The following is a 26,013-nucleotide window of genomic DNA, read 5'->3' as shown; positions in this document are numbered from 1 at the left end:
GCCCTCAGGCGGGTCCCTCCGCGCGCGCGGGTCCGTCGGCGGGCGGCGCACCGGGCGGGGGCTCGGCAGGGGAGTCCGCTGCGTCGCCGGCAGCTCGGGGGTCTCCGTCGCGCATCCACAGCACCCGCTGGGCGAAGGGGATCTCGATGCCCTCGTGGTCGAAGCGGTACTTGATCCGCTGGCGCATCTCGCGGGCGACGGCCCACTGCTCGAGCGGCGCGGTCTTGAGGGCGACGCGGACCAGGACGGCGTCCGGGCCGAGGTCCTGCACGCCCCAGACCGACGGCTCCTCGATGATCCGGCCCTTGAAGTCCTCGTCCTCCCACAGGTCGTGCGCCACGTCGGCCAGCACGCTCCGCACGCGCGCGAGGTCCTCGCCGTAGCCGACGCCCACGTCGAGCACCGTGCGGGCCCAGTTCTGGCTCATGTTGCCCACCCGCAGGATCTCGCCGTTGCGGACGTACCAGACCGTGCCGTTGACGTCGCGCAGGCGCGTGACGCGCAGGCTCACGGCCTCGACGGTGCCGACGGCCTCGCCGAGGTCGACCTCGTCACCCACGCCGTACTGGTCCTCGAAGATCATGAAAATGCCCGACAGGAAGTCCTTGACCAGTGCCTGCGAGCCGAAGCCGATCGCGACGCCGATGATGCCGGCGCTGGCGATCAGCGGGGCGATGTCGTAGCCGAGCTCGGAGATGAACATCAGGGCGACCACGGTGAAGATGACGCCGGTGACGATGCTCTTGAGCAGGGAGCCCATGGTCGCCGCGCGCTGCACGCGCCGGGTGTGGCCGGGGTCCTCGGTCAGGTTGAGCGCGGCACCCATCCGGCCACCAGTCACTGCACGGCTGACGCGGCTGGGCAGCATGCCCACCTCGGCGCGCTTCACGACGCGGTCGATGAGGCGGTGGAGCACCCATCGGACCAGGAGTCCGATGAAGATCAGTCCCAGGAGGGCGCTCGGCTTCCCGACGATCCAGTCCGCCGCGTTGGCGAGATCCTGGTTGCCGGTCCACTCGAGCACCCGGGTGCAGAGGTACTCGTCGGTGGAGCATGCGGTGAGGGCGTCGGTCTCGCTCCCGGAGACCCTGGTCACGTCGATGATCGGGGTGGTGAGGGGGTGAGGCATGCCCGCCAGTATGGGCGATACCCTTGTGCCCGTGACCACGCCCGTCAGCCTCGCCACCCGCACCCGGCGCTCCCGTCCCCGGCGGACCGGCCGCGTCGCCGCCGTCTCCAGCGTCCTCCTCAGCGCTGCTGTGCTGGCCGCGCCGGCCCATGCCGACGTGCCGGAGGGCTGGGCAGGTCAGGACGAGGTCAACAACCTCGACTTCCTCGGTGCGCTCGCGCTCTACGCCGGCGCGCCGCTGCTGCTGTTCGTGCTCATCGGGCTCGCGGTCTACCTGCCTGCGATGGTCCGCGGCGAGAAGCTGCTGCCCGACCACTCCGGTGGCGAGGCCCAGTGGATCGGCGGACCCCGTCAGGGCGTCGCCGAGCTCCCCGCCCCCGACGGCGACGGCTCCCGAGCGGGTGGCGCCAGTGGCAGCTGGTGAGCTGCTGAGCGAGAGCGACCGTCTCGCCCTCGACAGGGCGATCCGCGTCGCCGAGCAGTCCTGCCGCTTCGAGTTCTCCGTCTACGCCGGTCCGGCCGAGGGAGATGACACGCGTGCCTGGGCGACCCGGCTGCACAACCGGCTCGTCGCGCCCGCGCGCAGCGTGCTGATCCTGGTCGACCCCGCCAGACGGGTCACCGAGGTGGTCACCGGCGGCGACGTACGCCGGCACCTCACCGACGCCGAGGTCGAGCTGGCCGTGCTGGCGATGACGTCGGAGTTCGCCTCCGGCAAGCTGCTGGGCGGGCTCCAGCGGGGCATCGCGATGCTCGCCGAGCACGCCCGCCCGCAGAACACCCTCCACGCCTGAGCGGGCAGTTCCTCGCGCTGAAATGCGCTGACCGGGCACTTCCTCGCGCTGAAATGCGCTGACCGGGCAGTTCCTCGCGATGCATCGCGAGGAACTGCCCGGTCGACGTGGTCTACCGCGAGGAAGCGCCCGCTCAGCGGGCGTCGCAGGCCTGGGCGGCGAGCGCCCGGGCGATCTCGGAGCGCGCCTCGCCGACGTAGCGCTGCGCACCCTTCGGGGCGCTGTTGTCGGCGAGCCACGCGTCGAGGCGCTCCAGCGTCGCCTGCGACCCGAGCGGCTTGGGGAAGCCGTACTCGAGCACGGTCGAGGCCTTGTGGAAGCCGAGGGTGTCGATGACCGTGTCGGCCGCGCTGAGGAACTTCTCGAGGTAGGGCTCGAGCACGTCCTCCTGGCCGAAGCGGAAGATCGAGAAGACCATCTCGCGCGACGTCTCGTTGGGCGTCGCCGGGTCGAGGATGGCGTTCCAGCCGGCCTCCTTGGCCTCCGCGGTGGGCTGCGAGACCCGAGCAGCGGCGGCCTGCTCCTTGCCGGAGATCGTCTTGTCGACCTCGAGCTCGGCGTCGATCTCGGCGTCGCCGAAGCGGCCGGACTTCGCCAGCGCGGTGATGAGCACCCAGCGCATGTCCTGGTCGACGGCGAGGCCCTCGACCGTGAAGGAGCCGTCCAGCAGGCCGATGAGGTCGTCGAGCGCGGCGTCGCTGTGCGCGGCGGCGGCGTACGACCGGGCGAAGGTCAGCTGGTGGTCGCTGCCGGCCTCGGCGGCGAGCAGCAGCTCGCGCAGCCCGCGCTCCCACGTCGTGCGCAGCTCGGCGCGGTGCGCGGGGTCGGAGTAGGAGTGGACCGCGAGCGCGGTGGACGACGGGATCCGGGTGACGGCCCAGGCGTCGCTCTCCTCGCCGATGTTGGCGAGAACCAGGTCGACCCAGTCGCGCGCCCGCATCTCGCCGTCGCGGGTCATGTCCCACGTCGCACCCCACACGAGCGCGCGGGGGAGCGAGTCGTCGAAGGTCGACAGGGCGGAGATCGCGGTGGCCAGGGAGCGCTCGTCGAGGCGGATCTTGGCGTAGGCGTGGTCCTCGTCGTTGAGCAGCAGCAGCGCGGGCTGCTGGACGCCGACGAGCTCGGGGACGTCGGTGCTGGCGCCCTCGACGTCGACCTCGAGGTAGTCGCGTCGGACCAGGCGGCCCGCGGCGTCGACGTCGTACAGGCCGATGCCGAGGCGGTGGCGGCGCAGCGTCGGCCACTCCTCCGACGCGGTCTGCGCGACCGCGAAGGAGGAGTAGGTGCCGTCCTCGCCGAGCTCGAACGACGGGGAGAGGGTGTTCACGCCAGCGGTCTGCAGCCACTCCTGGGCCCACCCCTGGAGCTCGCGACCGGAGGACTTCTCGAGGGTGGCGAGCAGGTCCTTGAACTCCGGGTTGCCGTACTCCCACTCCTTGAAGTAGGCGCGCAGGCCCTTCAGGAAGGGCTCCAGGCCCACCCACGCGACGAGCTGCTTGAGCACCGACGCGCCCTTGGCGTAGGTGATCATGTCGAAGTTGACCTCGACGGCGTGCAGGTCGACGTTGTCGGCTGCGATCGGGTGCGTCGAGGGCAGCTGGTCGGCGCGGTAGCCGGTCTGCTTGCGGGCGTTGGCGAAGCCGGTCCAGGCGTCGGTGAAGTCGGTCGCGTTGGCCTCGCACCAGTAGCAGGCCCACTCGGCGAACGACTCGTTGAGCCAGAGGTCGTCCCACCACTTCATGGTCACGAGGTCGCCGAACCACATGTGCGCCATCTCGTGGGTGATCACCGACGTGCGGAACTCGAAGAACGAGCGCGGCTGGCGGCTGCGCGGGAGGTACTCGTCGCGCAGGGTCACGCAGCCGGCGTTCTCCATCGCGCCGGCGTTGTACTCCGGGACGTAGAGCTGGTCGTACTTGCCGAAGGGGTAGGGGTAGTCGAACTGCTCCTCGAACCACGCGAAGCTCTGCTTGGTCAGCGCGACCAGCTCGGCGGTGTCCATGTGCTCCTTGAGCGACTGGCGGCAGTAGTGGCCGAGCGGGATCGTGCCGAACTTGCCCTCGTAGGTGTCGAACTCGCCGTGGTACTCGCCGGCCACGACGGCGGTGATGTAGGTCGACATCTTCTTGGTGGTGGGGAAGTTCCACACCGACGCTCCGTCGCCCAGCTCACGGGGCTCGGGGGTCTCGGCGTTGGAGACCACGACCCAGTGCGAGGGCGCGGTGACGTTGAAGGTGAAGACCGACTTGAGGTCGGGCTGCTCGAAGGTGGTGAAGACGCGGCGGGCGTCGGGCACCTCGAACTGGCTGTAGAGGTAGACCTTGTCGTCGGCCGGGTCGACGAAGCGGTGCAGGCCCTCGCCGGTGTTGGAGTAGGCGCAGTCGGCGGTCACGACGAGCGTGTTGGTCGCCTCGAGGTCGTCCAGCGCGATGCGGCTGTCGACGTACGCCGTCGTGGGGTCGAGGCTGCGGCCGTTGAGCGTGATCTCGCGGACCGTGGGCGCGACCAGGTCGGCGAAGGTGCTCGAGCCGGGCTCGCGGCAGGTGAACTCCAGCGTGGTCGTGGAGGAGAAGGTGCCCTGGTCGGGCCGGGTGGCGCTCGTGAGGTCCAGGTCGATGGTGTACGACGTGACGTCCAGGAGGGCGGCGCGGGTGGCGGCCTCGTCCCGGGTGAGGTTGGTTCCAGGCATGCGGGCATCCTGCCACCGGGAGGAGGCCGGACCCACACCGGTGGGGAATAGGTGGCCGGGGCGAGGGATTGATGTGGACATGGCCACCGCTGACCTCTGGTTCGACCCGCTCTGCCCGTTCGCCTGGATCACCTCGCGCTGGATCCGCGAGGTCGAGCAGGTCCGTGACGTCGACGTGCAGTGGCACGTGATGTCGCTGGCCTACCTCAACAAGGACAAGGACATCCCTGCGGAGTACCGCGAGATGCTCCAGGGCACCGAGAAGCCCGTGCGCGTCGCGATCAGGATCGCTCAGGAGCACGACAACGCGACCCTCGGCGAGTGGTACACCGCCGTCGGCACCCGTCACCACAACAACGGCGAGGAGCTCACTCGCGAGACGGTCGCCGCCTCCCTGGCCGAGGTGGGCCTGCCCGCCGAGCTGATCGAGGCCTGGGACGACGCGTCCCTCGACGAGGCCGTGGCGAAGAGCCACCACGAGGGCATGGACCCCGTCGGCGACGATGTCGGCACCCCGACGATCCACATCGACGGCTCGGCCTTCTTCGGTCCGGTGCTGTCGAAGATCCCGCGCGGCGAGGAGGCCGGCGAGCTGTGGGACGGCGCCGTCGCCGTCGCGAAGTTCCCCTACTTCTACGAGCTCAAGCGCTCGCGGACCGGCGACCTCGACTTCAGCTGAGGTCGGGGCCGGCCGTGCGCACCGCGCGGTCGGCCAGCTCCGCGCCTGCCGCGTCGTAGAGCCCGACGACGGCCGCGCGCTCCGCGAGCTGTGCGACCTCCTCGTCATATCGCGTGACCGCGGTGACGGAGCCACCGAAGCCGCTGCGCCGCAGCTGGTCGAGCGCAGCGAGGTTGCTGCCGTGGAAGGGCATCGCCAGCAGGACCAGCCGCACGGTGCCCTCGTCGGTGACCCGCTCCCAGAACAGCGGGTCGGTCGCGTCGCCCTCGACGACGTGCAGACCGTAGGCCGACAGATCCCCGGCGCGCGCAGGGTCGGAGTCGACGCCGACCACGCGCAAGCCGTAGCCCTCGACGAGTCGACTGCTGGCTGCCCGGCCCAACCGCCCCATCCCGAGCACCAGGGCGTCGGCGCGCTGCAGGTCGACGGGGCGCTCCTCGGGGTGCAGGCGCACCGGGTCCGGCAGCCGGTGCGAGGCTGCCGACGACAGGCGGTCGACGACGGCACTCGTCACCGACGCGACCACGAAGCTCAGCGCGACCGCCGTCGACACCACGACCAGCCACTCCGGCCCCAGCGCGCCGGCGGACGCCGCCGCCACGACGACGATGAGGGCGAACTCCGAGTAGCTCGCGAGTGAGGCCGCCGCGCGGGTCGCGGTGCGCACCCGGAACCCGGATGCGCGCAGCAGCAGTGCGAAGAGGACGGCCTTCACCGGCACCAGCGCCACGAGGGCCACGGCCAGCGCGATGCCGGACGCGTCGGGGGCGCCGTGCAGGCCGACCGACAGGAAGAAGGCGACGAGCAGCAGCTCCTTGACGGAGAAGACGGACTTGGCCACCTCCTCGGCACGCGCCGACGGTGCCAGCAGGACCCCGACCACGAGGGCCCCGAGGTCCCCCTTCAGCCCGGCGGCGTCGAACAGGGCGTAGCCGGGGACCAGCGCGAGGGTGACCCCGACGAGGGTGAGCAGCTCGCCGTGGTCGATCCGGTCGAGCACGCGGCGCGCCGGCCACGAGACGGGCACGAGGAACAGGAGCAGCGGTGCCCACCAGCGGGGGGACTCGCCCCCGACGACGACCAGGGCGGCCACCGCGACCAGGTCCTGCACGACCAGGATCCCGATGGTGGTGCGCCCGTGCAGCGATCGCGTGGCGTTCTGCTCCTCGAGGACCTTGACTGCGACCACCGTGCTGGAGAAGGACAGGGCGAGCGCGACCAGCACCAGGTCGGTGCCCTCGACGTCGGCGAGCAGCCCCGCCCCGGCTGCCCCGGCGGCCGCCAGCAGGCCCAGCACCAGCCCGATGCTCAGGACGGCGTGCAGCACGCTCACGCCGAGGACCTCGCGACGCCCGAGCACGCGGACGTCGAACTTCAGCCCGATCGCGAACAGCAGCAGCACCACGCCGAGGTCGGCCAGCGTGTCGAGCGCGGGCGTGCCGGTCACGCCGAGACCGGCCAGGACGAACCCTGCGACGAGGAAGCCGACCAGCGGCGGGAGGCGCAGCAGGTGGGCGAGCAGGCCGCCGGTCACGGCCACCGACAGCATGAGCACCAGGTCGAGCGACATGTCACCTCCCACCGGGCTGTGAGCGTCACCCTAGGCGCTGCGCGGAGCCGTTGTCGTACCGCCGCGGAACCGGCTCGCGTGCCTCACTAGGCTGGCGCCCATGACTCGTGTCCTGTCCGCCGTCGCCTGGCCGTACGCCAACGGCCCGCGCCACATCGGCCACGTGGCCGGTTTCGGCGTGCCCTCCGACGTGTTCAGTCGCTACATGCGGATGGCGGGTCACGACGTGCTGATGGTCTCCGGCACCGACGAGCACGGCACTCCGATCCTCGTCACCGCCGACCAGCAGGGCGTGAGCGCGAAGGACCTCGCCGACAAGAACAACGCGGTGATCGTCGACGACCTCGCCGATCTCGGCCTGTCCTACGACCTCTTCACCCGCACCACGACCGGCAACCACTACGGCGTGGTGCAGGAGATGTTCCGCACCGTGCTGGCCAACGGATACATGGTCGAGCAGACCACGCAGGCGGCGATCAGCCCGTCGACGGGACGCACGCTGCCCGACCGCTACATCGAGGGCACGTGCCCGATCTGCGGCTTCAAGGACGCCCGTGGCGACCAGTGCGACAACTGCGGCAACCAGCTCGACGCCACCGACCTGATCGACCCGCGGTCGAAGATCAACGGCGAGACGCCGCAGTTCGTCGACACCCAGCACTTCCTGCTCGACCTGCCCGCTCTCGCCGACGCGCTGGGGGAGTGGCTCGACGAGCGGGAGTCGAGCGGCACGTGGCGACCGAACGTCATCAAGTTCAGCCAGAACATCCTCAAGGAGATCCGGCCGCGCGCGATGACGCGCGACATCGACTGGGGCATCCCGGTGCCGGGGTGGGAGGACCAGCCGACCAAGCGGCTCTACGTCTGGTTCGACGCGGTCATCGGCTACCTGTCCGCGTCGATCGAGTGGGCCCGCCGCTCCGGCGACGCGGATGCGTGGCGCGCCTGGTGGAACGACCCCGACGCCCTGTCCTTCTACTTCATGGGCAAGGACAACATCGTCTTCCACTCCCAGATCTGGCCGGCCGAGCTGCTGGCCTACAACGGCCACGGCTCGCGCGGCGGCGCGCCGGGGTCCTACGGGCAGCTCAACCTTCCCACCGAGGTGGTCTCGTCGGAGTACCTCACGATGGGCGACCAGCAGTTCTCCACCTCGCGCGGCCACGTGCTCTACGTCGGCGACTTCCTCGCCCGCTACGGCCCCGACGCGCTGCGCTACTTCATCTGCGCCGCCGGTCCGGAGACCTCCGACGCCGCCTTCACGTGGGCCGACTTCGTGACCCGCAACAACTCCGAGCTCGTCGCCGGGTGGGGAAACCTGGTCAACCGGACGGCCACGATGGTCGCCAAGAGCTTCGGCGAGATCCCGCCTCGCGGTGAGCTCGAGCCGGTCGACGAGGCGGTGCTCGCAGCCGTGGGGAGCGGGTTCGAGAGCGTCGGCAGCCTCCTCGGCCACCACCGGCTGCGGGCCGCGACCGCCGAGGCGATGCGCATCGTCGGCGAGGTGAACAAGTACCTCACCGTCACCGAGCCCTACAAGATGAAGGACGAGTCCCAGCGCGACCGCCTCGCGACCGTGCTCCACGTCGCGGTCCAGTGCGTGAGCGACTGCAACACCCTGCTCGCGCCCTTCCTGCCCCACGCCGCCAACAAGGTGCACCGGGTGCTCGGCGGCGAGGGCGACTTCGTGCCGATGCCGCGCATCGAGCAGGTCGACGAGCTCGACCCCGACAACGGCGCCGGGCTGACGTCGTACCCCGTCATCACCGGCGACTACTCCAGCACCCCGCGCTGGGAGTCGCACCCGGTCGTGGTGGGCGCGAAGGTGGACAAGCCGACCCCGGTCTTCACCAAGCTCGACCCGTCGGTGGTCGACGAGGAGCTGGCCCGGGTCGCCGCTGGCTAGGCTGGCGCCCATGCCAGCCGAGATGTACCTCCCGCACTTCGTGGTCAAGCAGAAGCTGACCGTGATGATCAACCGCTACGAGGTCTCCGAGTCCGACGAGGCCGGCAACCCCACGCGCCTGATGGCGCTGGCGGAGCAGAAGCGGATGGCCTTCAAGGAGCAGGTGACCTTCTTCGCCGACGCCGGCAAGTCCCGGGCGGTGTTCGGCTTCAAGGCACGCAAGAAGCTCGACCTCAACGCCGGCTACGACATCACCGACGAGTCCGGCGCGCAGATCGGCTTCTTCAAGAAGGACTTCGGCGCCTCGCTGCTGCGCTCGACCTTCCACATCGAGGGGCCGGGCTACAGCGGCACCGGTCGGGAGCGCAACCAGGTGGCCGGGCTGCTGCGCCGGTTCACCGAGCTCGACTTCATCCCGATCCACTTCGACTTCGTCGACGCCCAGGGCGCCCCGCTCTTCTCGGTCGAGCGCACGATGTCGATCGGCGACCGCTACCGCGTCACCGTCCCGGACCTGCGCGTCGACTTCCGGGTCGCCGCCGCGGTCGCGGTGGCGCTCGACGCGCTCATGTCGCGCTGATGTACCCCGAGGTGCGGGCCGCGGTGGAGGCCGACGCCGGCCCCGTGCTCGGTGCGCCCGGCTTCGACCTCATCGCGCACCGCGAGGAGGCCCGGCAGGCCGACCTCCGCCTGCCGCGGGAGGACGTCGCCGCGGTCGAGGACCTCGACGCGGACGGCGTACGCTGCCGTTTGTTCACGCCGGCCGACGCCCTCCCGGGCCTCGTGGTGCACGCCCACGGTGGTGGCTTCGTGCTCAACGACATCGACGTCCACGACGGGATCTGCCGGCGCTTCGCCAACCGGCTGCGCCGTCCGGTGCTGAGCGTGGACTACCGCCGCCCGCCCGAGGACCCGTTCCCCGCCGCGCCCGACGACCTCGACACCGTGATCGGCTGGCTGCGCCGCGAGGGGACCGACCCCGACCTGGCCGGGCCGTACGCCGTCCACGGCGACTCCGCCGGCGCCAACCTCGCGCTGGTCGCGGCCCTGCGCAACCCGGGCTTCTTCCGTGCCGTGGCGCTCGTCTACCCCTTCCTCGACCCGCACGACAGCTTCCCGTCGTGGAGCGAGGGACCGGGGTCGGGCTTCGACCCCTCCGAGGCGCGCTGGTACTGGGAGCAGTACGCCCGCACCGAGGCCGACTACGACGACCCGGACCTGGCCCCGCTGCTCTCCGACCGCCTCCACACGCTGCCGCCGACCTTCGTCGCGACCGCCGAGCACGACCCGCTGCGCGACGAGGGCGAGGAGCTGGCGCGGCGCTGCGCCGAGGCGGGGGTGGAGACCGTCGGCATCCGCTGCCTGGGCCAGACCCACGGCTTCTGGCGGCACGCGCACTTCACCGCCTCCGAGCCGCTGGTGCGGCAGGTCGCGGGCTGGCTCGACCAGCACCTCGAGCGCGTCGGGTCCGGGGGGCCTTGAGATGATGTCGCCCATGCGCGTTCACCTGGGCTCCGACCATGCCGGCCTCGAGCTGAAGGACCACCTCACCGCGTGGTTGCTCGACCACGACCACGAGGTCGTCGACCACGGACCGTTCGTCTACGACGCCCTCGACGACTACCCCGTCTTCTGCCTGCGCGCGGGCGAGGGCGTGGTCGCCGACCGGGCCGAGGGAAGGATGAGCCTCGGCGTGGTCATCGGCGGCTCCGGCAACGGCGAGCAGATCGCCGCCAACAAGGTGACCGGCGTGCGCTGCGCCCTCGTGTGGTCGGAGGAGACGGCCGTCCTCGCCCGTGAGCACAACGACGCCAACGTCGTCTCGGTGGGCGGCCGGATGCACTCGCTGGAGGACATGACCCGCTTCGTGGAGGTCTTCCTCGCGACCCCGTTCCCCGGCGACGAGCGCCACGTGCGCCGCATCGGCCAGCTGTCGGTCTACGACGAGACCCGCGAGCTGCCGCCGCTGCCCGCGTCGGCGCTGCGCGGCCCGGATGGGACGGATTCCCCGTCCGAGTCCGCGGATGCCTGAGGGGCACACCCTCCGCAAGCTGGCAGACGACCTCGCCGCAGCCTTCGCCGGGCGTACGGTCCGCGTGAGCTCGCCGCAGGGCCGCTTCACCGCGGACGCCGAGCAGCTCGACGGCGCCCGCCTGCTGGGCGCCGACTCGGCCGGCAAGCACCTCTTCGTCGAGCTCGAGGGCGAGCGCTTCGTCCACGTCCACCTCGGCCTCATCGGCACCTTCGCGGTGCACACGGGGGTCGAGGAGGTGCCGGACCCGGTCGGGCAGGTGCGGCTGCGCCTCGTGGCAGGGGAGCCCGGGGCGCTGTCGTACGCCGACCTCCGCGGCGCGATCGTGTGCGACCTGATCGGCCCGGAGCGGCGCGCGGAGGTCCTCGGTCGTCTCGGCCCCGACCCCCTGCGACCCGACGCCGACCCCGACCTGGCCTGGCGCCGGATCTCGCGCAGCCCGCGCGCGATCGGCGACCTGCTGATGGACCAGAAGGTCCTCGCCGGCGTGGGCAACGTCTACCGCGCCGAGGTGCTCTTCCGCCACCGCATCCACCCCCTGCGTCCTGGCAGCACGCTGCGGGTCGGGCAGTGGCGCGCCATGTGGGCGGACCTGGTGGAGCTGATGGCCGAGGGAGTCCGCACCGGCCGCATCGACACGGTCCGCCCCGAGCACACCCCCGAGGCGATGGGCCGCGCTCCCCGACGCGACGACCATGGTGGGGAGGTCTACGTCTACCGCCGCGCCTCGATGCCGTGCCTGGTCTGCGGGTCGGCCGTCCGCACGGCCGAGCTCGCCGGACGCAACTCGTTCTGGTGTCCTCGATGTCAGCCCACCTTCCGCTCGCGAGCCGTACAGTCTGCGATCAAGGACACCACCACGTCGCAAGGAGCTCGACCGTGAGTTCTGCGCGCGAGCACCTCCCCGGGCCGGACCTGCGGCAGCGGACCGAGGGACTGGTCAACCGGCTGGTGCCGCGCGGGTCGCGCATCCTCGTGGTGCTGGTCGTCGCAGCGGCGGCGCTCGGCCTCGCGATCGGGCTCTTCCCCGACTACGTCCCGCTGGTCAGCCTGCTGGTCCCGCTCGTGCTGTCCAGCCTGGTGCTCGGCCCGCGCCAGCTGCCGTGGTTCGTCGTGTTCGTCCTCTTCGTGCTCGCCCTGACGGTGCTGCGGCAGCCCCCGCCCACCCCCCGGATCGTCACCACCGTGGTCATCATCTTCTTCCTCGGGCTCGTGGTCATGATGTCCTCCTTCCGCCGTTCGCGGCTCGGGGTGGCCGGCCTCCAGGGTGAGCAGATGTTCGTCGACCTGCGTGACCGCATCCTGCGCCAGGGCGGAATCCCCGACCTCCCGACCGGGTGGTACGCCGCTGCCGAGCTGCGCTCCGCCGGCGGCACCCCCTTCGCGGGGGACTTCGTCGTCGCCTCGCGGGTCGGCGAGCGCCTCGAGGTGGCCGTCGTCGACGTCTCCGGCAAGGGCCAGGGCGCCGGCACCCGCGCGCTGCTCCTGTCGGGAGCCATCGGCGGGCTCCTGAGCGCGCTGCCGCCGAGCGAGTTCCTCCCGGCCGCCAACACCTTCCTGCTGGGCCAGGACTGGGACGAGGGCTTCGCGACCGCGATCCACCTCTCGCTGGACCTCACGACCGGCCGCTACGACATCCGCAGCGCCGGGCACCCGCCCGCCGCCGTACGCCACGCCGGCTCGGGTCGCTGGGAGGTCATCGAGTCCGAGGGACCCGTCCTCGGCCTGATCGACGGCGCGGACTTCGCAGCGGTGTCGGGCCAGATGCGCCACGGCGACGCGCTCCTGCTCTACACCGACGGCATGGTCGAGACCCGCAACCGCGACATCGCGCTCGGCATCGACCGGATGCTCGGACAGGCCGAGCGGCTGCTGCGCGGCGAGTTCGAGGGGGGCGCGAAGCGCCTCGTGGAGTCCCTCGGCTCACGCAACGACGACCGCGCGCTGCTGCTCGTGCACCGCCGCTGACGACGCATCCGCGCCGCAGCGGCACTGGCTGGGAGAGCGGGCCGGGGGTGTGGCACCATGACTCCCGCACCGGCGTCCACGACGCCGTGGCGACGCGCGGATGTAGCTCAATGGTAGAGCCCCAGTCTTCCAAACTGGCTACGCGGGTTCGATTCCCGTCATCCGCTCCAAGCAGGCTCCCGGAGCCGCCCACCAGGCGGCCCGGGGTCGGTTTGGCGGGGCGTAGCGTAGTGGCTAGCGCGCCTGCTTTGGGAGCAGGAGACCGCAGGTTCGAGTCCTGTCGCCCCGACCCTCCACCACCGCAGCGCACGGCGTGATTCGGCCTGCGCCGACGCCCTCGGTAGACTCGCATGGTTTGCGGTCGCCGGGTGTCAGCCCAGGCGCTGCCGCACGCCCCCCTCAGCCGATCAGCATCAGGAGACATTTGTGAAGAGCGCCGTCGAGAACTTGAGCCCGACCCGGGCCAAGCTGACCGTCGAGGTGCCCTTCGAGGAGCTCAAGCCGAGCCTCGACGCGGCGTACCAGAAGATCGCGAAGCAGATCAACGTCCCGGGCTTCCGCCGGGGCAAGGTGCCGCCGGCGGTCATCGACCGCCAGATCGGCCGCGGCCCGGTCCTCGACGAGGCGATCAACGCCGTCGTCCCCCAGCAGTACATGGCCGCGCTCCAGGAGCACGACCTCGAGCCGCTGGCGCAGCCCGAGATCGAGGTGACGAAGTTCGAGGACAACGAGTCCCTCGAGTTCACCGCCGAGGTCGACGTGAAGCCCGACTTCGAGCTGCCCTCCTACGAGGGCCTCGAGGCCAGCGTCGAGGACGTCGAGATCAGCGACGCCGACGTCGACGAGCAGGTCGAGGCGCTGCGTGAGCGCTTCGGCACCCTCGTCCCGGTCGAGCGTGCCGCCGTCGACGGCGACTTCGTCACCATCGACCTGGTCGCGGCCAAGGACGGCGAGTCCGTCGAGGGCGGCGAGGTCACCGGCATGTCCTACAAGGTCGGCCGCGGCGGCATGATCGACGGCCTCGACGAGGCCCTGGTCGGCCTCAGCGCGGGCGAGGAGGCCACCTTCGACTCCGAGCTCGTCGGCGGCGACCTGGTCGGCGAGCCCGTGCAGGTGACCGTCAAGGTCTCTGCCGTGCAGGAGCAGCAGCTCCCCGAGTACGACGACGAGTTCGCCCAGCTCGCCTCCGAGTTCGACACCGCCGAGGAGCTGACCGTCGACGTGCGTGAGCGCCTCGGCCGCGGCAAGCGCCTCGAGCAGGCAGCCGCCGCCCGTGACGCGGTCCTCGAGGCCCTGCTGGAGAAGGTCGAGGTCCCGCTGCCCGAGGTCATGGTCACCGACGAGCTCAACGCCCGTCGCGCCAACGTCGAGCAGCAGCTCGCCATGGCCGGCATCACCATGGAGAAGTACCTTGAGGACGAGGGCCAGACCGCCGAGGAGTTCGAGGCCGACCTCGAGCGCCGGGTGCGTGACGCCGTCGCCGCGCAGTTCATCCTCGACAAGATCGCCAAGAAGGAGGAGTTCGGCATCGACCAGGCCGAGCTCTCCGAGCACCTCGTGCGTCGCGCCCAGCAGTCCGGGCAGGACCCGCAGGAGTTCGCCAACCACATGTTCGAGCACAACCACATCCCCGAGCTCGTGCAGGAGATCCTGCGTGGCAAGGCCCTCGCCACGATCGTCGAGGCCGCGACCGTCAAGGACGCCTCGGGCAACGTGGTCGAGCTGAAGAACCTCCGCCCCGACGGCACCATCGGTGAGCCCGTCGCCGAGGAGGCCGCCGAGGAGGCTGCGGACGAGTCCGCCGCGGAGACCACCGAGGAGAGCGCCGACGAGGCGGCCCCCGAGGACGACCAGGCCTGATCCGGCCCCGTACCGCCGCACGAACGGCGCCCACCCTCGGGTGGGCGCCGTTCGTCGTTCCTGCTCAGGGCGCCGGATCGGTCCGGGCCAGCACGTCGAGGGCGTAGCGGGCGATGCCGGCGCGCTGGCGGGCCCGGTGGTCGAGCCGGGCCCGGAAGTCGTCGTCGACCCCGCCCTGTCCGGCAAGGTCCGCCTCCTCCTGCAGCATCTCCAGCGGGAGGCTCGGCAGCCCGTTGAAGAGCATCAGGCTCACCGCGTGGCCGCGCCGCACCTCCTCGAGCGGGACCACGAGCCCCTCGTCGGCGAGCCCGGCGGCGTACGCCTCGACGCAGGCGGCCGCGCGCTCGGGCAGGTCGTCGGCGTCCTGGCGCCCCACCTGGATGTCGCCGACCAGGAGCTGGGAGAGGTCGAAGCCGACCGGCTGGGGTCGCCAGAACCCGAAGTCGATGAGGGTGAAGCCCTGGTCGCCCTCGCGGCGCAGGAGGTTGTTCGGACAGGCGTCTCCGTGCGCGGTGAGGTGACGGGCCGCGGCGAACTCGTCCGCCAGCCGGTCGAGGTCGGCCACGACTGCCTCGAGGTCGAGGCGCAGGTCGCCGAAGTGCTCCCGCACGGCGGGGTGACGCCAGGTCGCCTCGTCCGCGAGCCCTGGCAGGACCGTGTGGGCAAGCCGTCCCGCGACAAAGCCCCGGACGTGCCACGGCTGGGGGTCGATGGCGGCGAGCGGAGCCACGCGCGCGCTGGCCGCGAGGCGACCCAGCAACCGGGCGGCGCGGGCGCTGTCCGCCGCGCTCCACTCCACGGGATCGGCCGCCACGGCCTCGAGCCACAGCACGGCCGTCTGGTCGTCGCGCTCCTCGACCCGGAGCGCCCGCGGCATCGACAGGCCGACAGGGAGGCGATCCGCGAGGTCGGAGGTGTAGACCAGTGGCTCGGCACGCCACGGCACCGACGCTGCCGCCCACTCGGCGATCTCGGGGGGCACGGAGGCGAAGGCGGGGGAGTGCCGCCAGTGGTGAACGCGCTTGACGAAGAACGTGAACTCCCGCGGGCCGTCGCCCGCGTCGGCGCGACCGCGCACCCAGGACCGGGCCCCGGTGAGGATGGAGGGCACGTCGTACGCCACCGGCTCGGCGCCCGACTCCACGAGGTGGACCCCGTCGGTCCCCCACAGGTCCGCGACCATCGCCGCCAGCTCGGCATCGCCCACGTCATCGACCCCCAGCGCTACGCGCCGCCCTTCGCCGGGGACGGGTGCGAAAGTGGCTTTCATGACATTGAAAGGTAAGTTGCTTTCATGTCTGAGGTCAAGAGGCTCCCCGCCGCGGAGCCGCACCTGCCGATGATGATGGGGATGGTCTTCGCCCGGGTTCGCGAGCGGCTCGCCGCGGAGGCGCCGGAGCTGCGGCCCTCCCAGCTGCGGGTCCTGGAGTGGCTGCCCCCCGAAGGTCTCACCATCACCGAGCTCGCCGAGTGCGCGGAGATGTCCACGCAGGGGTGCGGGCAGTTCGTGCGCCAGCTCGACGCGCTCGGCATGGTGGAGGTGGCGGTCGCCGCCCACGACGCACGCGCCAGACGCGTACGCATCACTGACCGTGGCCGAGCGGCGCTCGCGCGCTCGGCCGAGGTCCTGCGCGCGTGCGACGAGGCGTGGGCCGACCAGGTGGGCCCGGAGCGCTACCGCGTCTTCCGCGAGGTCCTCGCCGAGGTCGCGCTCGGCGGGGCGGGAGAATCCGCTGTGGGCGAACAGAGCGGGTCAGCGCGTGGAAGTGTCCGACCTTCCGGCTAATGTCGCCAGCGTGAACCAGAACTCCAGCCCAGCCCTCTCGCCCGAGATGAACGGCGCCGGTGGGATGTATGGCCTCGACGACCACATCTACCAGCGCCTCCTCCGTGAGCGCATCGTCTTCCTCGGCTCGGAGGTGCGCGACCAGAACGCCAACGCGATCTGCGCGCAGCTCCTGCTGCTCTCCGCCGAGGACCCGGAGGCCGACATCTTCCTCCACATCAACAGCCCCGGCGGCTCCGTCGACGCCGGCATGGCGATCTACGACACGATGAACTACATCCCCAACGACGTGGCGACCGTCGGCATGGGCCTGGCGGCCTCGATGGGCCAGTTCCTGCTCTGCGCCGGCACCAAGGGCAAGCGCTACGCCCTGCCCCACGCGCGCATCATGATGCATCAGCCCTCCTCGGGCATGGGTGGCTCCGCCTCGGACATCAAGATCCAGGCGCAGCAGTCCCTGCACATCAAGAAGGTGCTGCTCGACCTCATCGCCGACCACACCGGCCAGAGCGTCGAGCAGGTCGTCGCCGACGCCGACCGCGACCGCTGGTTCACCGCCGAGCAGGCCGTCGAGTACGGCCTGGTCGACAAGGTGGTCACCAATGCCCGCGAAGCCGCAGACGAGGGCCGCCCGGCCAGGACGAAGGACTGACATGAACTACTACATCCCGCAGTGGGAAGAGCGGACGTCCTACGGCTTCCGTCGCATCGACCCCTACGCCAAGCTCTTCGAAGAGCGCATCATCTACCTCGGCACGCCGATCAGCGACGACGTGGCCAACGCGGTCATCGCCCAGCTCATGTGCCTGGAGACGATGAACCCCGACACCGACATCAGCATCTACATCAACAGCCCCGGTGGCTCGTTCACCGCGCTGACCGCGATCTACGACACGATGCGCTTCATCAAGCCCGACGTGCAGACCGTGTGCCTGGGGCAGGCGGCCTCGGCGGCCGCGATCCTCCTCGGTGCCGGGGCGAAGGGCAAGCGGATGGCCCTGCCCAACAGCCGCATCCTGATCCACCAGCCCTACACCGAGGGCACGTTCGGCCAGACCTCGGACATCGAGATCCAGGCCAACGAGATCCTCCGCATGCGCGAGCTGCTCGAGCAGATGATCGCCGACTCCAGCGGCAAGAGCATCGAGCAGGTCAGCTCCGACATCGAGCGCGACAAGATCCTCACGGCTGCGCAGGCCGTCGAGTACGGCCTCATCGACGCCGTCATCGAGTCCCGCAAGGGTGCTCCCGCCCTCACCTGAGGTGCACAAAGAGGCTCGCCGACATCCCGTGTCCGGCCCCCGCCGGGGGCCGGCTCGGGGTACCGTCGTGGGGCTTGCGACAAGGCAGCAGTGCAAGGCGTTGAACGCCGGGAACCCCCACCCGGCGAGACTGGAGGACACGACTCGTGGCACGTATCGGTGACGGCGGCGACCTGCTGAAGTGCAACTTCTGTGGCAAGAGCCAGAAGCAGGTCAAGAAGCTCATCGCTGGACCCAACGTCTACATCTGCGACGAGTGCATCGAGCTCTGCAACGAGATCATCGAGGAGGAGCTCGCCGAGGGTTCGGAGGTCAGCCTCGAGGAGCTGCCCAAGCCCAAGGAGATCTTCGAGTTCCTCAACTCCTACGTCATCGGCCAGGAGCACGCCAAGAAGTCGCTCGCCGTCGCGGTCTACAACCACTACAAGCGCGTCCAGGCCGGCATCCAGCCGGTGACGGGCAAGGCGCGTGAGGACGTCGTCGAGGTGGCGAAGTCCAACATCCTCGTCATCGGCCCCACGGGCTGCGGCAAGACCTACCTCGCCCAGACCCTCGCCCGGATGCTCAACGTCCCCTTCGCGATCGCCGACGCCACGGCGCTGACCGAGGCCGGCTACGTGGGCGAGGACGTGGAGAACATCCTCCTCAAGCTCATCCAGGCTGCCGACTACGACGTCAAGAAGGCCGAGACCGGCATCATCTACATCGACGAGATCGACAAGGTGGCCCGCAAGGCGGAGAATCCCTCGATCACGCGCGACGTCTCCGGAGAGGGCGTCCAGCAGGCGCTGCTCAAGATGCTGGAGGGCACGACCGCGTCGGTGCCCCCGCAGGGCGGCCGCAAGCACCCGCACCAGGAGTTCATCCAGATCGACACCACCAACATCCTCTTCATCGTGGGTGGCGCCTTCGCCGGGCTCGAGCAGATCATCGAGCAGCGCGTGGGCAAGAAGTCGCTCGGCTTCACCGCCGAGGTGCGCGGAGCGGCCGAGCGTGAAGGTGACGACCTGCTCGCCCAGGTCCGTCCCGAGGACCTCACGAAGTTCGGCCTGATCCCCGAGTTCATCGGTCGCCTGCCGCTCATCGCGAGCGTGAGCAAGCTCGACCGCGAGGCGCTCGTGCAGATCCTCACGGAGCCGCGCAACGCCCTGGTCAAGCAGTACCAGAAGCTCTTCGACCTCGACGGCGTCGAGCTCGAGTTCACCGACGAGGCGATCGACTCGATCGCCGATGCCGCCCTCGAGCGCGGCACCGGTGCCCGCGGCTTGCGCGCGATCATCGAGGAGGTCCTCCTCTACGTGATGTACGACGTGCCGTCGCGCGGTGACGTCGCCAAGGTCATCGTCACCCGCGAGACCGTCGAGGACGACGTGGCCCCGACGCTGGTGCTCCGCGAGGCCGAGGGCCGCAAGAAGAAGTCGGCCTGACCTCGTCCCCGTAGTCCGCGATGACTGGTCTGATCTGGTCATTTCGGACTATTCAGGGTTATCGGCTGTGATCACGCGTCATGATCCGACCACACTGACGTCTCGTCAGCATGTGGGAAGGGGACCCGGTGGGGGTTGACCAGAAGCGGCCGCTCGTGGGGTTCGCTCTCGTGGCGGTGCTCTGCGCCGTCCTGATGACCCTGTCCATCGGTCGGGGTTGGGCGCTCGAGGACCTGTTCCAGCCCGCCAGGCCCATCGCCGCTGCGGTTGCCGAGCCGCCGGTCGAGTCCTCGCCAGCGACGGCGGAGCCCGCTCCGGTGAGCCTGCCGGCCGAGCTGAGCGCCCAGCCGGTCGGTGCGCCGGTGCCGGCTTCCGCGCCCGCTCCTGCGCCGGCTCCCGCGTCCGCCGCCCTGAAGGCGCCGGAGGCTGTTCCTGCCGCGGTCTCCGTGCTCGCCAGCCGGTCGTCGACGACCGCGCCGGACAAGGCGCAGCGCACGGCTGGGGGTGACGCGGCGAAGGCGGAGCGCAAGGCTCAGCGTGACGCGGCGAAGGCGGAGCGCAAGGCTGAGCGTGAGGCCGCGAAGGCGGAGCGCAAGGCTGAGCGTGAGGCCGCGAAGGCGGAGCGCAAGGCTGAGCGTGAGGCCGCGAAGGCGGAGCGCAAGGCTGAGCGTGAGGCCGCGAAGGCGGAGCGCAAGGCCGAGCGTGAGGCCGCGAAGGCGGACCGCAAGGCCGAGCGTGAGGCCGCGAAGGCGGACCGCAAGGCACAGCGTGAGACCGCGAAGGCGGACCGCAAGGATCAGCGCGACGCAGCCAAGGGTGCTCGCTCGCGCCGCTGAGCGGCGCCTGGTCCTCGACACGTCCACCAGCGGTGCTCCAGCCCCGTCCCGAGGGCTGGGGAGGTGGCTCAGGCACCGCTCGTGAGGGTCAGGCCGCGGTCACTCCTCCGTAGGGGCGAGCTCGGCGGTGACCCTGAGCTCGGTGGCGGAGTCGTCGGTGACGAAGACGAGCTCGCCGACGATGGTGCCGACGGCACGCAGGTCGTCCTGCGCCTCCTGGGCCGCCTCGACCAGCGACGCCGGGCCGGTGATCTCGACCCGCGACAGCGGAGCACGCATCTTGGCCTTGGCCTGCGACTTCGCGCCACGGATGCCGGTCAGCGCGCTGGCCACGGCGTCGAGCACCAGAGGCTGCGCCGCGGCTGCCGAGCCGAGGTCGGCCGCGGTGGGCCAGGCGGCGTGGTGGATGGACCCGTCCTGCCACCACGACCAGACCTCCTCGGTGGCGTACGGCAGGAAGGGCGCCAGCAGTCGCAGCTGGGTGTGCAGGGCGATGGCGAGCGTGGCCCTGGCCGACTCGGTCGCAACCCCGCCGTCGGTGTCGTAGGCGCGCTCCTTGACCAGCTCGAGGTAGTCGTCACAGAACTCCCAGAAGAACTTCTCGGTGACCTCGAGCGCGGTGGTGTAGTCGTAGGCGTCGAAGGCCTCGGTGGCGCGGCGCACGACGACCTCGAGGCCCCCGAGCAGCGCACAGTCGACGGGCGCGCTGACGGCGCTCGGGACGATCCCGGTGGCGCCGACGTTGCCCAGGACGAACTTGGAGGCGTTGAGCACCTTCATCGCCAGGCGGCGCCCGATCTTCATCTGCGACTCGTCGAACGGCGAGTCCATGCCGGGGCGACCGATCGCCGCACGCCAGCGCACCGCGTCGGCGCCGTACTTGTCGAGGATGTCGGTCGGGACCACGACGTTGCCCTTCGACTTCGACATCTTCTTGCGGTCGGGGTCGACGATGAAGCCGGAGATCATCGCGTGCGACCACGGCACCACCTGGTGCTCGAAGTCGGAGCGGACGACCCGGGAGAACAGCCAGGTGCGGATGATGTCGTGGGCCTGGGTGGCCAGGTCGTAGGGGAAGACGCGCGAGAACAGGTCGTCGTCGACGCCCCACATGCCCGCGATCTGGGGGGTGAGGGACGAGGTCGCCCACGTGTCCATCACGTCGGGGTCGCCGACGAAGCCGCCGGGCTTGCCGCGCTGGTCCTCGGTGTAGCCCTCGGGCGCCTGCGTGGACGGGTCGACCGGGAGCTGGTCCTCCGAGGGCATCAGCGGGTGGTCGTGGTCGGGCTCGCCGTCGGCGTCGAGGGGGTACCAGACCGGGAAGGGGATGCCGAAGAAGCGCTGGCGCGAGACCAGCCAGTCGCCGTTGAGGCCGCCGACCCAGTTGTCGTAGCGGTGCTTCATGTGCGTGGGGATCCAGGTGATCTCCTCCCCGCGCACCAGCATCTCCTTGCGCAGCGCCGCGTCCCGTCCGCCGTTCTTGATGTACCACTGGCGGGTGGCGACGATCTCGAGCGGCTTGTCGCCCTTCTCGTAGAAGTTCGCCATGCGCTGGGTCGCCTTGGGCTCGCCGTCGAGGTCGCCGGACCCGCGGAGCAGGCCGACCATCGCCTCGCGGGCGCTGAACGTCGTCTTGCCCGCCATCTCGGCGTACGCCGTCGAGGCCGCGGTGGAGGCCAGCCACTCGGGGGTCTCGCGCAGCAGCCGCCCGTCGCGCCCGACCACGGTGCGGACCGGGAGGCTCAGCTCGCGCCACCACATGACGTCGGTGAGGTCACCGAAGGTGCAGCACATCGCGATGCCGGCGCCCTTGTCGGGCTCGGCAGCGTGGTGGGCCAGCACCGGGATCTCGACGCCGAAGACGGGCGAGGTGACCGTGGTGCCGAAGACGTCCTGGTAGCGCTCGTCGTCGGGGTGCGCGATCAGCGCCACGACGCTCGGGATCAGCTCGGGGCGGGTGGTCTCGATGTGGATCGGGCTGCCGTCCGGCTTGTGGAACGCCACGCGGTGGTAGGCGCCCGGGTAGTCACGCGCCTCGAGCTCGGCCTGGGCCACCGCGGTCTGGAAGGTGACGTCCCACAGGGTCGGCGCCTCGGAGAGGTAGGCCTCGCCGCGCGCGTAGTTGCGCAGGAAGGCGCGCTGGCTGACCGTGCGCGAGTGGTCGCCGATCGTCGTGTAGGTCGGGTTCCACTGGACCGAGAGGCCGAGCTGGCGCCACAGCGCCTCGAAGGCCTTCTCGTCCTCGACGACGAGCTGCTCGCACAGCTCGATGAAGTTGGGCCGGCTGATCGGCACCTGCTTCTTCGCGTCCGGCTTCTCCGGCGGGGTGAAGTCGGCGTCGTAGGGCAGGGCGGGGTCGCAGCGCACGCCGAAGTAGTTCTGCACGCGGCGCTCGGTCGGCAGGCCGTTGTCGTCCCAGCCGATCGGGTAGAAGACGGCCTTGCCCTGCATGCGCTGGTAGCGCGCGATGAGGTCGGTGTGGCTGTAGGAGTAGACGTGGCCCACGTGCAGCGAGCCGCTGACGGTCGGGGGCGGGGTGTCGATCGAGTAGACGTTCTCCCGCGGCTGGGTGCGGTCGAAGGCGTAGGTGTCGTTGTCGGCCCACGCCCGGGACCACTTGTCCTCCAGGCCCTCCAGCGCCGGACGCTCGGGTACGACGACGGCACGCTGGTCGGTGCTCGTGGTCGCGTCCGGGGTCTGGGTGGGGTTCTCAGTCATGCCGGAAGTCTATTGACGGGCCTCCGGCCTGCGAAAACGACCACTCCGGAATGGGTTGGCACCCCGACCGGTCCGGTCGCTAGCGTCGCCGCCATGGAGCTGGAGTTCTTCGACGACCCCCGACCCTTCCTCGACGCGGCCGGCGGGCTGCTCGCCCAGGACCCGGTGCTCGGCAGCGTGATCGCCAGCGTGAGCGAGCGGACGGCCCGCGAGCTGGCCGAGGGACACGACTCCTGGGCCGGGGTGGACGCCCCCTTCGCCCGCTGGTGGCTCGTCGTGCGCGACGACGCAGGGACGGTGGTCTCCGCCGCCATGCGGACCGCGCCCTTCCGTCCCCACCCGACCTTCGCGATGCCGATGCACGAGGAGGCCGCCCGTGCGCTGGCCGCGGCGCTGCACGAGCGCGGGGAGCTCCTCGGCGGGGCCAACGGCGCCCTGCCCGGTGCCGCGACGCTGGCGCGGGAGACGGCCCGGCTGACCGGGGGAGAGCTGGTCACCGACAAGGCGATGCGGCTGTGGGAGGCCACCTCGGTCGAGGTGCCGGCCGCGCCGGCAGGCCGGCTGCGGCGGGCCACCGAGGACGACGCGGAGCTGGTGCTGTCGTGGTTCGAGGCGTTCCACGCCGAGGCCGACGAGCAGGCTGGTCGCGAGCCCGACCCCGACTCGGGGGAGCACAACACGCTCGACAGCGTCCTGGTCCGGATCCGCGAGGGCATCGAGTGGCTGTGGGAGCTCCCGGACGGGACGCTCGCCCACCTCAGCGGCGCGGGGCTGCCGGCGTACGGCGTCTCGCGGATCGGCCCGGTCTTCACGCCCAGCGAGCACCGAGGGCACGGCATCGCGTCGTACGTCGTCGGCGAGCTCACCCGGCGGGGCCTCGAGGCCGGGCACCGGATGTGCCTGTTCACCGACCTGGCCAACCCGACGTCCAACAAGATCTACAGCAACCTCGGCTACGCCCCGGTGGTCGACATGGCCGAGCACGTCGTGCGGATCTGAGCCCTCGGGCGCGCGGCCCTAGACTCGGGGCGAGATGACTGACCCCCACGCCCCGCCCCACGCAGCCCCCGACGACGCCCCGCGCCTCGCCCAGACCTTCGACGAGGTCGAGGACGCCCTGCTGTCGCGCTGGCCCGAGACCCGCCTCGAGCCCAGCCTGGACCGCATCCAGGCCTTCACCGAGCTCCTCGGCGAGCCGCAGCGGTCCTTCCGGGCGGTGCACCTCACCGGCACCAATGGCAAGACCAGCACCAGCCGGATGATCGAGACACTCCTGCGGGCCCTCGACCTGCGCACCGGACGGTTCACCTCTCCGCACCTGGAGCGGATGAGCGAGCGGATCAGCATCGACGGCGAACCCCTCGACGACGAGGCGTTCGTGCGGGCCTTCAACGAGGTCGCCCCCTACACCCACCTCGTCGACGCCGACCAGGACCACCCGCTCAGCTTCTTCGAGACCATCGTGGCGATGGCCTTCGCCGCCTTCGCCGACGCGCCCGTCGACGTCGCCGTGGTCGAGGTCGGGATGGGCGGCAGCTGGGACGCGACCAACGTCGTCGATGCCGACGTGGCCGTCGTGCTCCCGGTCGCGGTCGACCACGCCAAGTACCTCGGCGACGAGCCCGTCGCCATCGCGCGCGAGAAGGCCGGCATCATCAAGCCCGGGTCGGTCGCCGTGCTCGCCGAGCAGACCCCTGAGGTCGCAGCCGTCCTCCTCGAGCGCGCGGCCGAGGTCGGCGCGACCGTGGCCCGCGAGGGCGTCGAGTTCGGCGTCCTGTCCCGCACTCCCGCCGTCGGCGGCCAGATGGTGTCGCTGCAAGGGCTGAGGGGAGCGTACGACGACGTGTTCCTGCCGCTCTACGGCGCCCACCAGGCGCAGAACGCCGCCGTGGCCCTGGCCGCGGTCGAGGCCTTCGCCGGCACCGGCGAGCTCGACGAGGACCTGGTCCGCGCCGCGTTCGCCGAGGTGACCTCCCCGGGCCGCCTCGAGATCATCCGGCGCAGCCCCACCGTCGTCCTCGACGCCGCCCACAACCCGCACGGCGCCGAGGCCCTCGCCGCTGCCCTGGAGGACTCGTTCGCCTTCAGCCCGCTGGTCGGCGTGATGGGCGTGATGGAGGACAAGGACCACGAGGGCCTGCTCAACGTGCTGGAGCCCCACCTCGCCTACCTGGTCTGCACGCAGAACTCGACGCCGCGCTCGATGTCGGCCGCCGCGCTGGGCCGCGCCGCGGTCGAGGTCTTCGGCGAGGACCGGGTCAGCGTCGTTCCCGACCTGTCCGACGCCATCGAGCGCGGCGCCACCCTCGCGGAGGCGGGGGAGGCGATCGACGTCTCGATCGGCTCGGGCGCCGTTCTCGTCACCGGGTCGGTGGTCACGGTCGGGGAGGCGCGCAGCCTGCTGAAGGGACGACGATGAGCGACACCGCACCCGGCACCGCACCGGACCCGGCCAACACGCAGCGCTCGCCGCGGCGCGGCATGTGCGCGGCCGTCCTCAGCCTCGAGGCGATCACCCTCGGGCTGACCACGCCCGTGATGATCACCATCGCCGGCGTCGCCGCCGGCACCGCGATCACCATCGGCCTCGGTCTCGCCGTCGTGTGCCTGCTGCTGGCCGGCATGCTGCGCGCCGAGTGGGCCTACCTCGTCGGCTACGCCGTCCAGGTCGGCGCGATCGCGCTGGGCTTCGTGGTGCCGGTGATGTTCGGCCTCGGCCTCGTCTTCGCCGTGCTCTGGGCCACCGCCGACGGCCTGGGCCGCAAGATCGAGCGTGAGCGCGCCGCGGCGTGGGCGGCGTACCGCGCCGAGCAGGGCTAGCCCCCACCCGCCGGCGGGGCCTCGCTAGGCTGCGGCCCATGACCGACGTCCAGCGCTCCCTCGTCCTCGTCAAGCCCGACGGCGTACGCCGCGGCCTCTCGGGCGAGGTCCTCCGCCGGATCGAGGCCAAGGGCTACACGCTCGCGGCCGTCGAGCTCCGCACCGCGACCCCCGAGATCCTCGCCGAGCACTACGCCGAGCACGAGGGCAAGCCGTTCTACGCCCCGCTGGTGGAGTTCATGCTCTCCGGCCCGGTCCTCGCCGTCGTCATCGAGGGTGAGCGCTGCGTCGAGGGCTTCCGCTCCCTCGCAGGCGCCACCGACCCGACCGTGGCCGCCCCCGGCACCATCCGCGGCGACCTCGGCCGCGACTGGGGCGCGGCGGTCCAGCAGAACCTCGTGCACGGCTCGGACTCCCCGGAGTCGGCGGCGCGCGAGATCGGGATCTGGTTCTCCGACCTGACCTGAGTCTGATGGGACTCGTGTGACGCGCGTGTCCTACCGGATTGCCGCCTGCCTGCTCCTTAACCTGAGTCAG

Annotated in this window: 24 protein-coding genes and 2 tRNA genes; 21 read left to right on the top strand and 5 right to left on the bottom strand. The window is 71.1% G+C overall.

Features of this window, described 5'->3' with window-relative positions; translation table 11 throughout:
• Positions 1–4: 4 nt before the first annotated feature.
• Positions 5–1,129, bottom strand: a complete 1,125-nt coding sequence (locus K4G59_RS05370; protein ID WP_231249856.1) for a mechanosensitive ion channel family protein — start codon at positions 1,127–1,129, stop codon at positions 5–7.
• Positions 1,130–1,160: 31 nt separating this feature from the next.
• Between K4G59_RS05370 and K4G59_RS20385 the strand changes: the two genes are divergently transcribed.
• Together K4G59_RS20385 and K4G59_RS20380 are read left to right on the top strand one after the other, a co-directional pair.
• On the top strand, positions 1,161–1,553 hold the full coding sequence (locus tag K4G59_RS20385) for a hypothetical protein (protein WP_231249854.1): 393 nt from the start codon (positions 1,161–1,163) through the stop codon (positions 1,551–1,553).
• Complete coding sequence (locus K4G59_RS20380) at positions 1,540–1,923, top strand: DUF5130 family protein (RefSeq protein ID WP_231249853.1); 384 nt, start codon at positions 1,540–1,542, stop codon at positions 1,921–1,923. Before K4G59_RS20385 ends, K4G59_RS20380 begins: the two co-directional genes overlap by 14 nt.
• Positions 1,924–2,056: 133 nt before the next feature.
• On the opposite strand, the gene pepN is transcribed toward K4G59_RS20380, so the two are convergent.
• On the bottom strand, positions 2,057–4,612 hold the full coding sequence (pepN, locus tag K4G59_RS05355; protein ID WP_231249851.1) for an aminopeptidase N: 2,556 nt from the start codon (positions 4,610–4,612) through the stop codon (positions 2,057–2,059).
• Positions 4,613–4,691: 79 nt separating this feature from the next.
• Here pepN and K4G59_RS05350 point away from each other — a divergent pair, with 79 nt between their 5' ends.
• Entirely contained in the window at positions 4,692–5,291 is a 600-nt protein-coding gene (locus K4G59_RS05350; protein ID WP_231249849.1) for a mycothiol-dependent nitroreductase Rv2466c family protein, read from the top strand.
• On the opposite strand, the gene K4G59_RS05345 is transcribed toward K4G59_RS05350, so the two are convergent.
• Complete coding sequence (locus tag K4G59_RS05345; RefSeq protein ID WP_231249847.1) at positions 5,284–6,861, bottom strand: cation:proton antiporter domain-containing protein; 1,578 nt, start codon at positions 6,859–6,861, stop codon at positions 5,284–5,286. The two genes, K4G59_RS05350 and K4G59_RS05345, sit on opposite strands and share 8 nt — an antisense overlap.
• A 100-nt stretch (positions 6,862–6,961) precedes the next feature.
• Here K4G59_RS05345 and metG point away from each other — a divergent pair, with 100 nt between their 5' ends.
• The 9 genes from metG to tig all read left to right on the top strand — a co-directional run bounded on the left by metG (position 6,962) and on the right by tig (position 14,627).
• Positions 6,962–8,767 carry a methionine--tRNA ligase gene (gene metG / locus K4G59_RS05340; RefSeq protein ID WP_231249846.1) on the top strand — a complete coding sequence of 602 codons (1,806 nt, stop codon included), beginning with the start codon at positions 6,962–6,964 and terminating at the stop codon, positions 8,765–8,767.
• A gap of 10 nt (positions 8,768–8,777) precedes the next feature.
• On the top strand, positions 8,778–9,347 hold the full coding sequence (locus K4G59_RS05335) for an LURP-one-related family protein (protein WP_231249844.1): 570 nt from the start codon (positions 8,778–8,780) through the stop codon (positions 9,345–9,347).
• Positions 9,347–10,249: an alpha/beta hydrolase gene (locus tag K4G59_RS05330; protein WP_231249843.1), complete on the top strand. Its 903-nt coding sequence runs from the start codon at positions 9,347–9,349 to the stop codon at positions 10,247–10,249. The genes K4G59_RS05335 and K4G59_RS05330 overlap by 1 nt, the downstream gene beginning before the upstream one ends.
• A 13-nt stretch (positions 10,250–10,262) precedes the next feature.
• Positions 10,263–10,799, top strand: coding sequence for a ribose-5-phosphate isomerase (locus K4G59_RS05325; RefSeq protein WP_231249842.1), 537 nt, complete (start codon positions 10,263–10,265; stop codon positions 10,797–10,799).
• Complete coding sequence (locus K4G59_RS05320; protein ID WP_231249840.1) at positions 10,792–11,682, top strand: Fpg/Nei family DNA glycosylase; 891 nt, start codon at positions 10,792–10,794, stop codon at positions 11,680–11,682. Before K4G59_RS05325 ends, K4G59_RS05320 begins: the two co-directional genes overlap by 8 nt.
• Positions 11,679–12,767, top strand: coding sequence for a PP2C family protein-serine/threonine phosphatase (locus K4G59_RS05315; protein ID WP_231249838.1), 1,089 nt, complete (start codon positions 11,679–11,681; stop codon positions 12,765–12,767). Before K4G59_RS05320 ends, K4G59_RS05315 begins: the two co-directional genes overlap by 4 nt.
• Positions 12,768–12,863: 96 nt before the next feature.
• A tRNA-Gly gene (locus tag K4G59_RS05310) sits at positions 12,864–12,937 on the top strand.
• Positions 12,938–12,983: 46 nt separating this feature from the next.
• Positions 12,984–13,056, top strand: a tRNA-Pro gene (locus K4G59_RS05305).
• Positions 13,057–13,193: 137 nt separating this feature from the next.
• Positions 13,194–14,627, top strand: coding sequence for a trigger factor (gene tig, locus K4G59_RS05300; protein WP_231249837.1), 1,434 nt, complete (start codon positions 13,194–13,196; stop codon positions 14,625–14,627).
• Positions 14,628–14,691: 64 nt separating this feature from the next.
• Here the strand turns inward: tig and K4G59_RS05295 are convergent, their stop codons facing one another.
• Positions 14,692–15,897, bottom strand: a complete 1,206-nt coding sequence (locus K4G59_RS05295) for a phosphotransferase (RefSeq protein WP_231249835.1) — start codon at positions 15,895–15,897, stop codon at positions 14,692–14,694.
• A gap of 24 nt (positions 15,898–15,921) precedes the next feature.
• On the opposite strand from K4G59_RS05295, the gene K4G59_RS05290 reads away from it, so the two are divergent.
• The 5 genes from K4G59_RS05290 to K4G59_RS05270 all read left to right on the top strand — a co-directional run bounded on the left by K4G59_RS05290 (position 15,922) and on the right by K4G59_RS05270 (position 19,938).
• Entirely contained in the window at positions 15,922–16,413 is a 492-nt protein-coding gene (locus tag K4G59_RS05290; RefSeq protein ID WP_231249833.1) for a MarR family winged helix-turn-helix transcriptional regulator, read from the top strand.
• A gap of 46 nt (positions 16,414–16,459) precedes the next feature.
• The gene (locus K4G59_RS05285) at positions 16,460–17,065 is read left to right on the top strand and encodes an ATP-dependent Clp protease proteolytic subunit (protein WP_207085578.1); all 606 of its coding nucleotides are present in this window, start codon (positions 16,460–16,462) and stop codon (positions 17,063–17,065) included.
• Between the two features lies 1 nt (position 17,066).
• Positions 17,067–17,675 (top strand): ATP-dependent Clp protease proteolytic subunit, encoded by a 609-nt coding sequence (locus tag K4G59_RS05280; RefSeq protein ID WP_207082143.1) that lies wholly within the window; start codon positions 17,067–17,069, stop codon positions 17,673–17,675.
• Between the two features lie 146 nt (positions 17,676–17,821).
• Positions 17,822–19,102 carry an ATP-dependent Clp protease ATP-binding subunit ClpX gene (gene clpX / locus K4G59_RS05275; RefSeq protein WP_231249832.1) on the top strand — a complete coding sequence of 427 codons (1,281 nt, stop codon included), beginning with the start codon at positions 17,822–17,824 and terminating at the stop codon, positions 19,100–19,102.
• 128 nt (positions 19,103–19,230) lie between these two features.
• Complete coding sequence (locus K4G59_RS05270) at positions 19,231–19,938, top strand: hypothetical protein (protein ID WP_231249830.1); 708 nt, start codon at positions 19,231–19,233, stop codon at positions 19,936–19,938.
• Positions 19,939–20,037: 99 nt separating this feature from the next.
• Here the strand turns inward: K4G59_RS05270 and valS are convergent, their stop codons facing one another.
• Positions 20,038–22,656, bottom strand: a complete 2,619-nt coding sequence (gene valS, locus K4G59_RS05265) for a valine--tRNA ligase (protein WP_231249829.1) — start codon at positions 22,654–22,656, stop codon at positions 20,038–20,040.
• 93 nt (positions 22,657–22,749) lie between these two features.
• Here valS and K4G59_RS05260 point away from each other — a divergent pair, with 93 nt between their 5' ends.
• Genes K4G59_RS05260 through ndk form a run of 4 tightly spaced genes read left to right on the top strand, consistent with a single transcriptional unit; the run spans position 22,750 to position 25,943 of the window.
• Positions 22,750–23,655 carry a GNAT family N-acetyltransferase gene (locus tag K4G59_RS05260; RefSeq protein ID WP_231249827.1) on the top strand — a complete coding sequence of 302 codons (906 nt, stop codon included), beginning with the start codon at positions 22,750–22,752 and terminating at the stop codon, positions 23,653–23,655.
• Positions 23,656–23,689: 34 nt separating this feature from the next.
• Positions 23,690–25,075, top strand: coding sequence for a bifunctional tetrahydrofolate synthase/dihydrofolate synthase (gene folC, locus K4G59_RS05255; protein WP_231249826.1), 1,386 nt, complete (start codon positions 23,690–23,692; stop codon positions 25,073–25,075).
• Positions 25,072–25,476: a DUF4233 domain-containing protein gene (locus K4G59_RS05250; protein WP_231249824.1), complete on the top strand. Its 405-nt coding sequence runs from the start codon at positions 25,072–25,074 to the stop codon at positions 25,474–25,476. The genes folC and K4G59_RS05250 overlap by 4 nt, the downstream gene beginning before the upstream one ends.
• A gap of 38 nt (positions 25,477–25,514) precedes the next feature.
• A complete protein-coding gene (gene ndk / locus K4G59_RS05245; RefSeq protein WP_231249822.1) occupies positions 25,515–25,943 on the top strand; it encodes a nucleoside-diphosphate kinase in 429 nt (142 codons plus the stop codon).
• The last annotated feature ends 70 nt before the right edge of the window (positions 25,944–26,013 follow it).

This window comes from Nocardioides furvisabuli, from assembly GCF_021083185.1.
Taxonomy (GTDB): Bacteria; Actinomycetota; Actinomycetes; order Propionibacteriales; family Nocardioidaceae; genus Nocardioides; species Nocardioides furvisabuli.
Note: the sequence above shows the minus strand (reverse complement) of the source record. Positions and strands in the feature narration are given on the sequence as shown.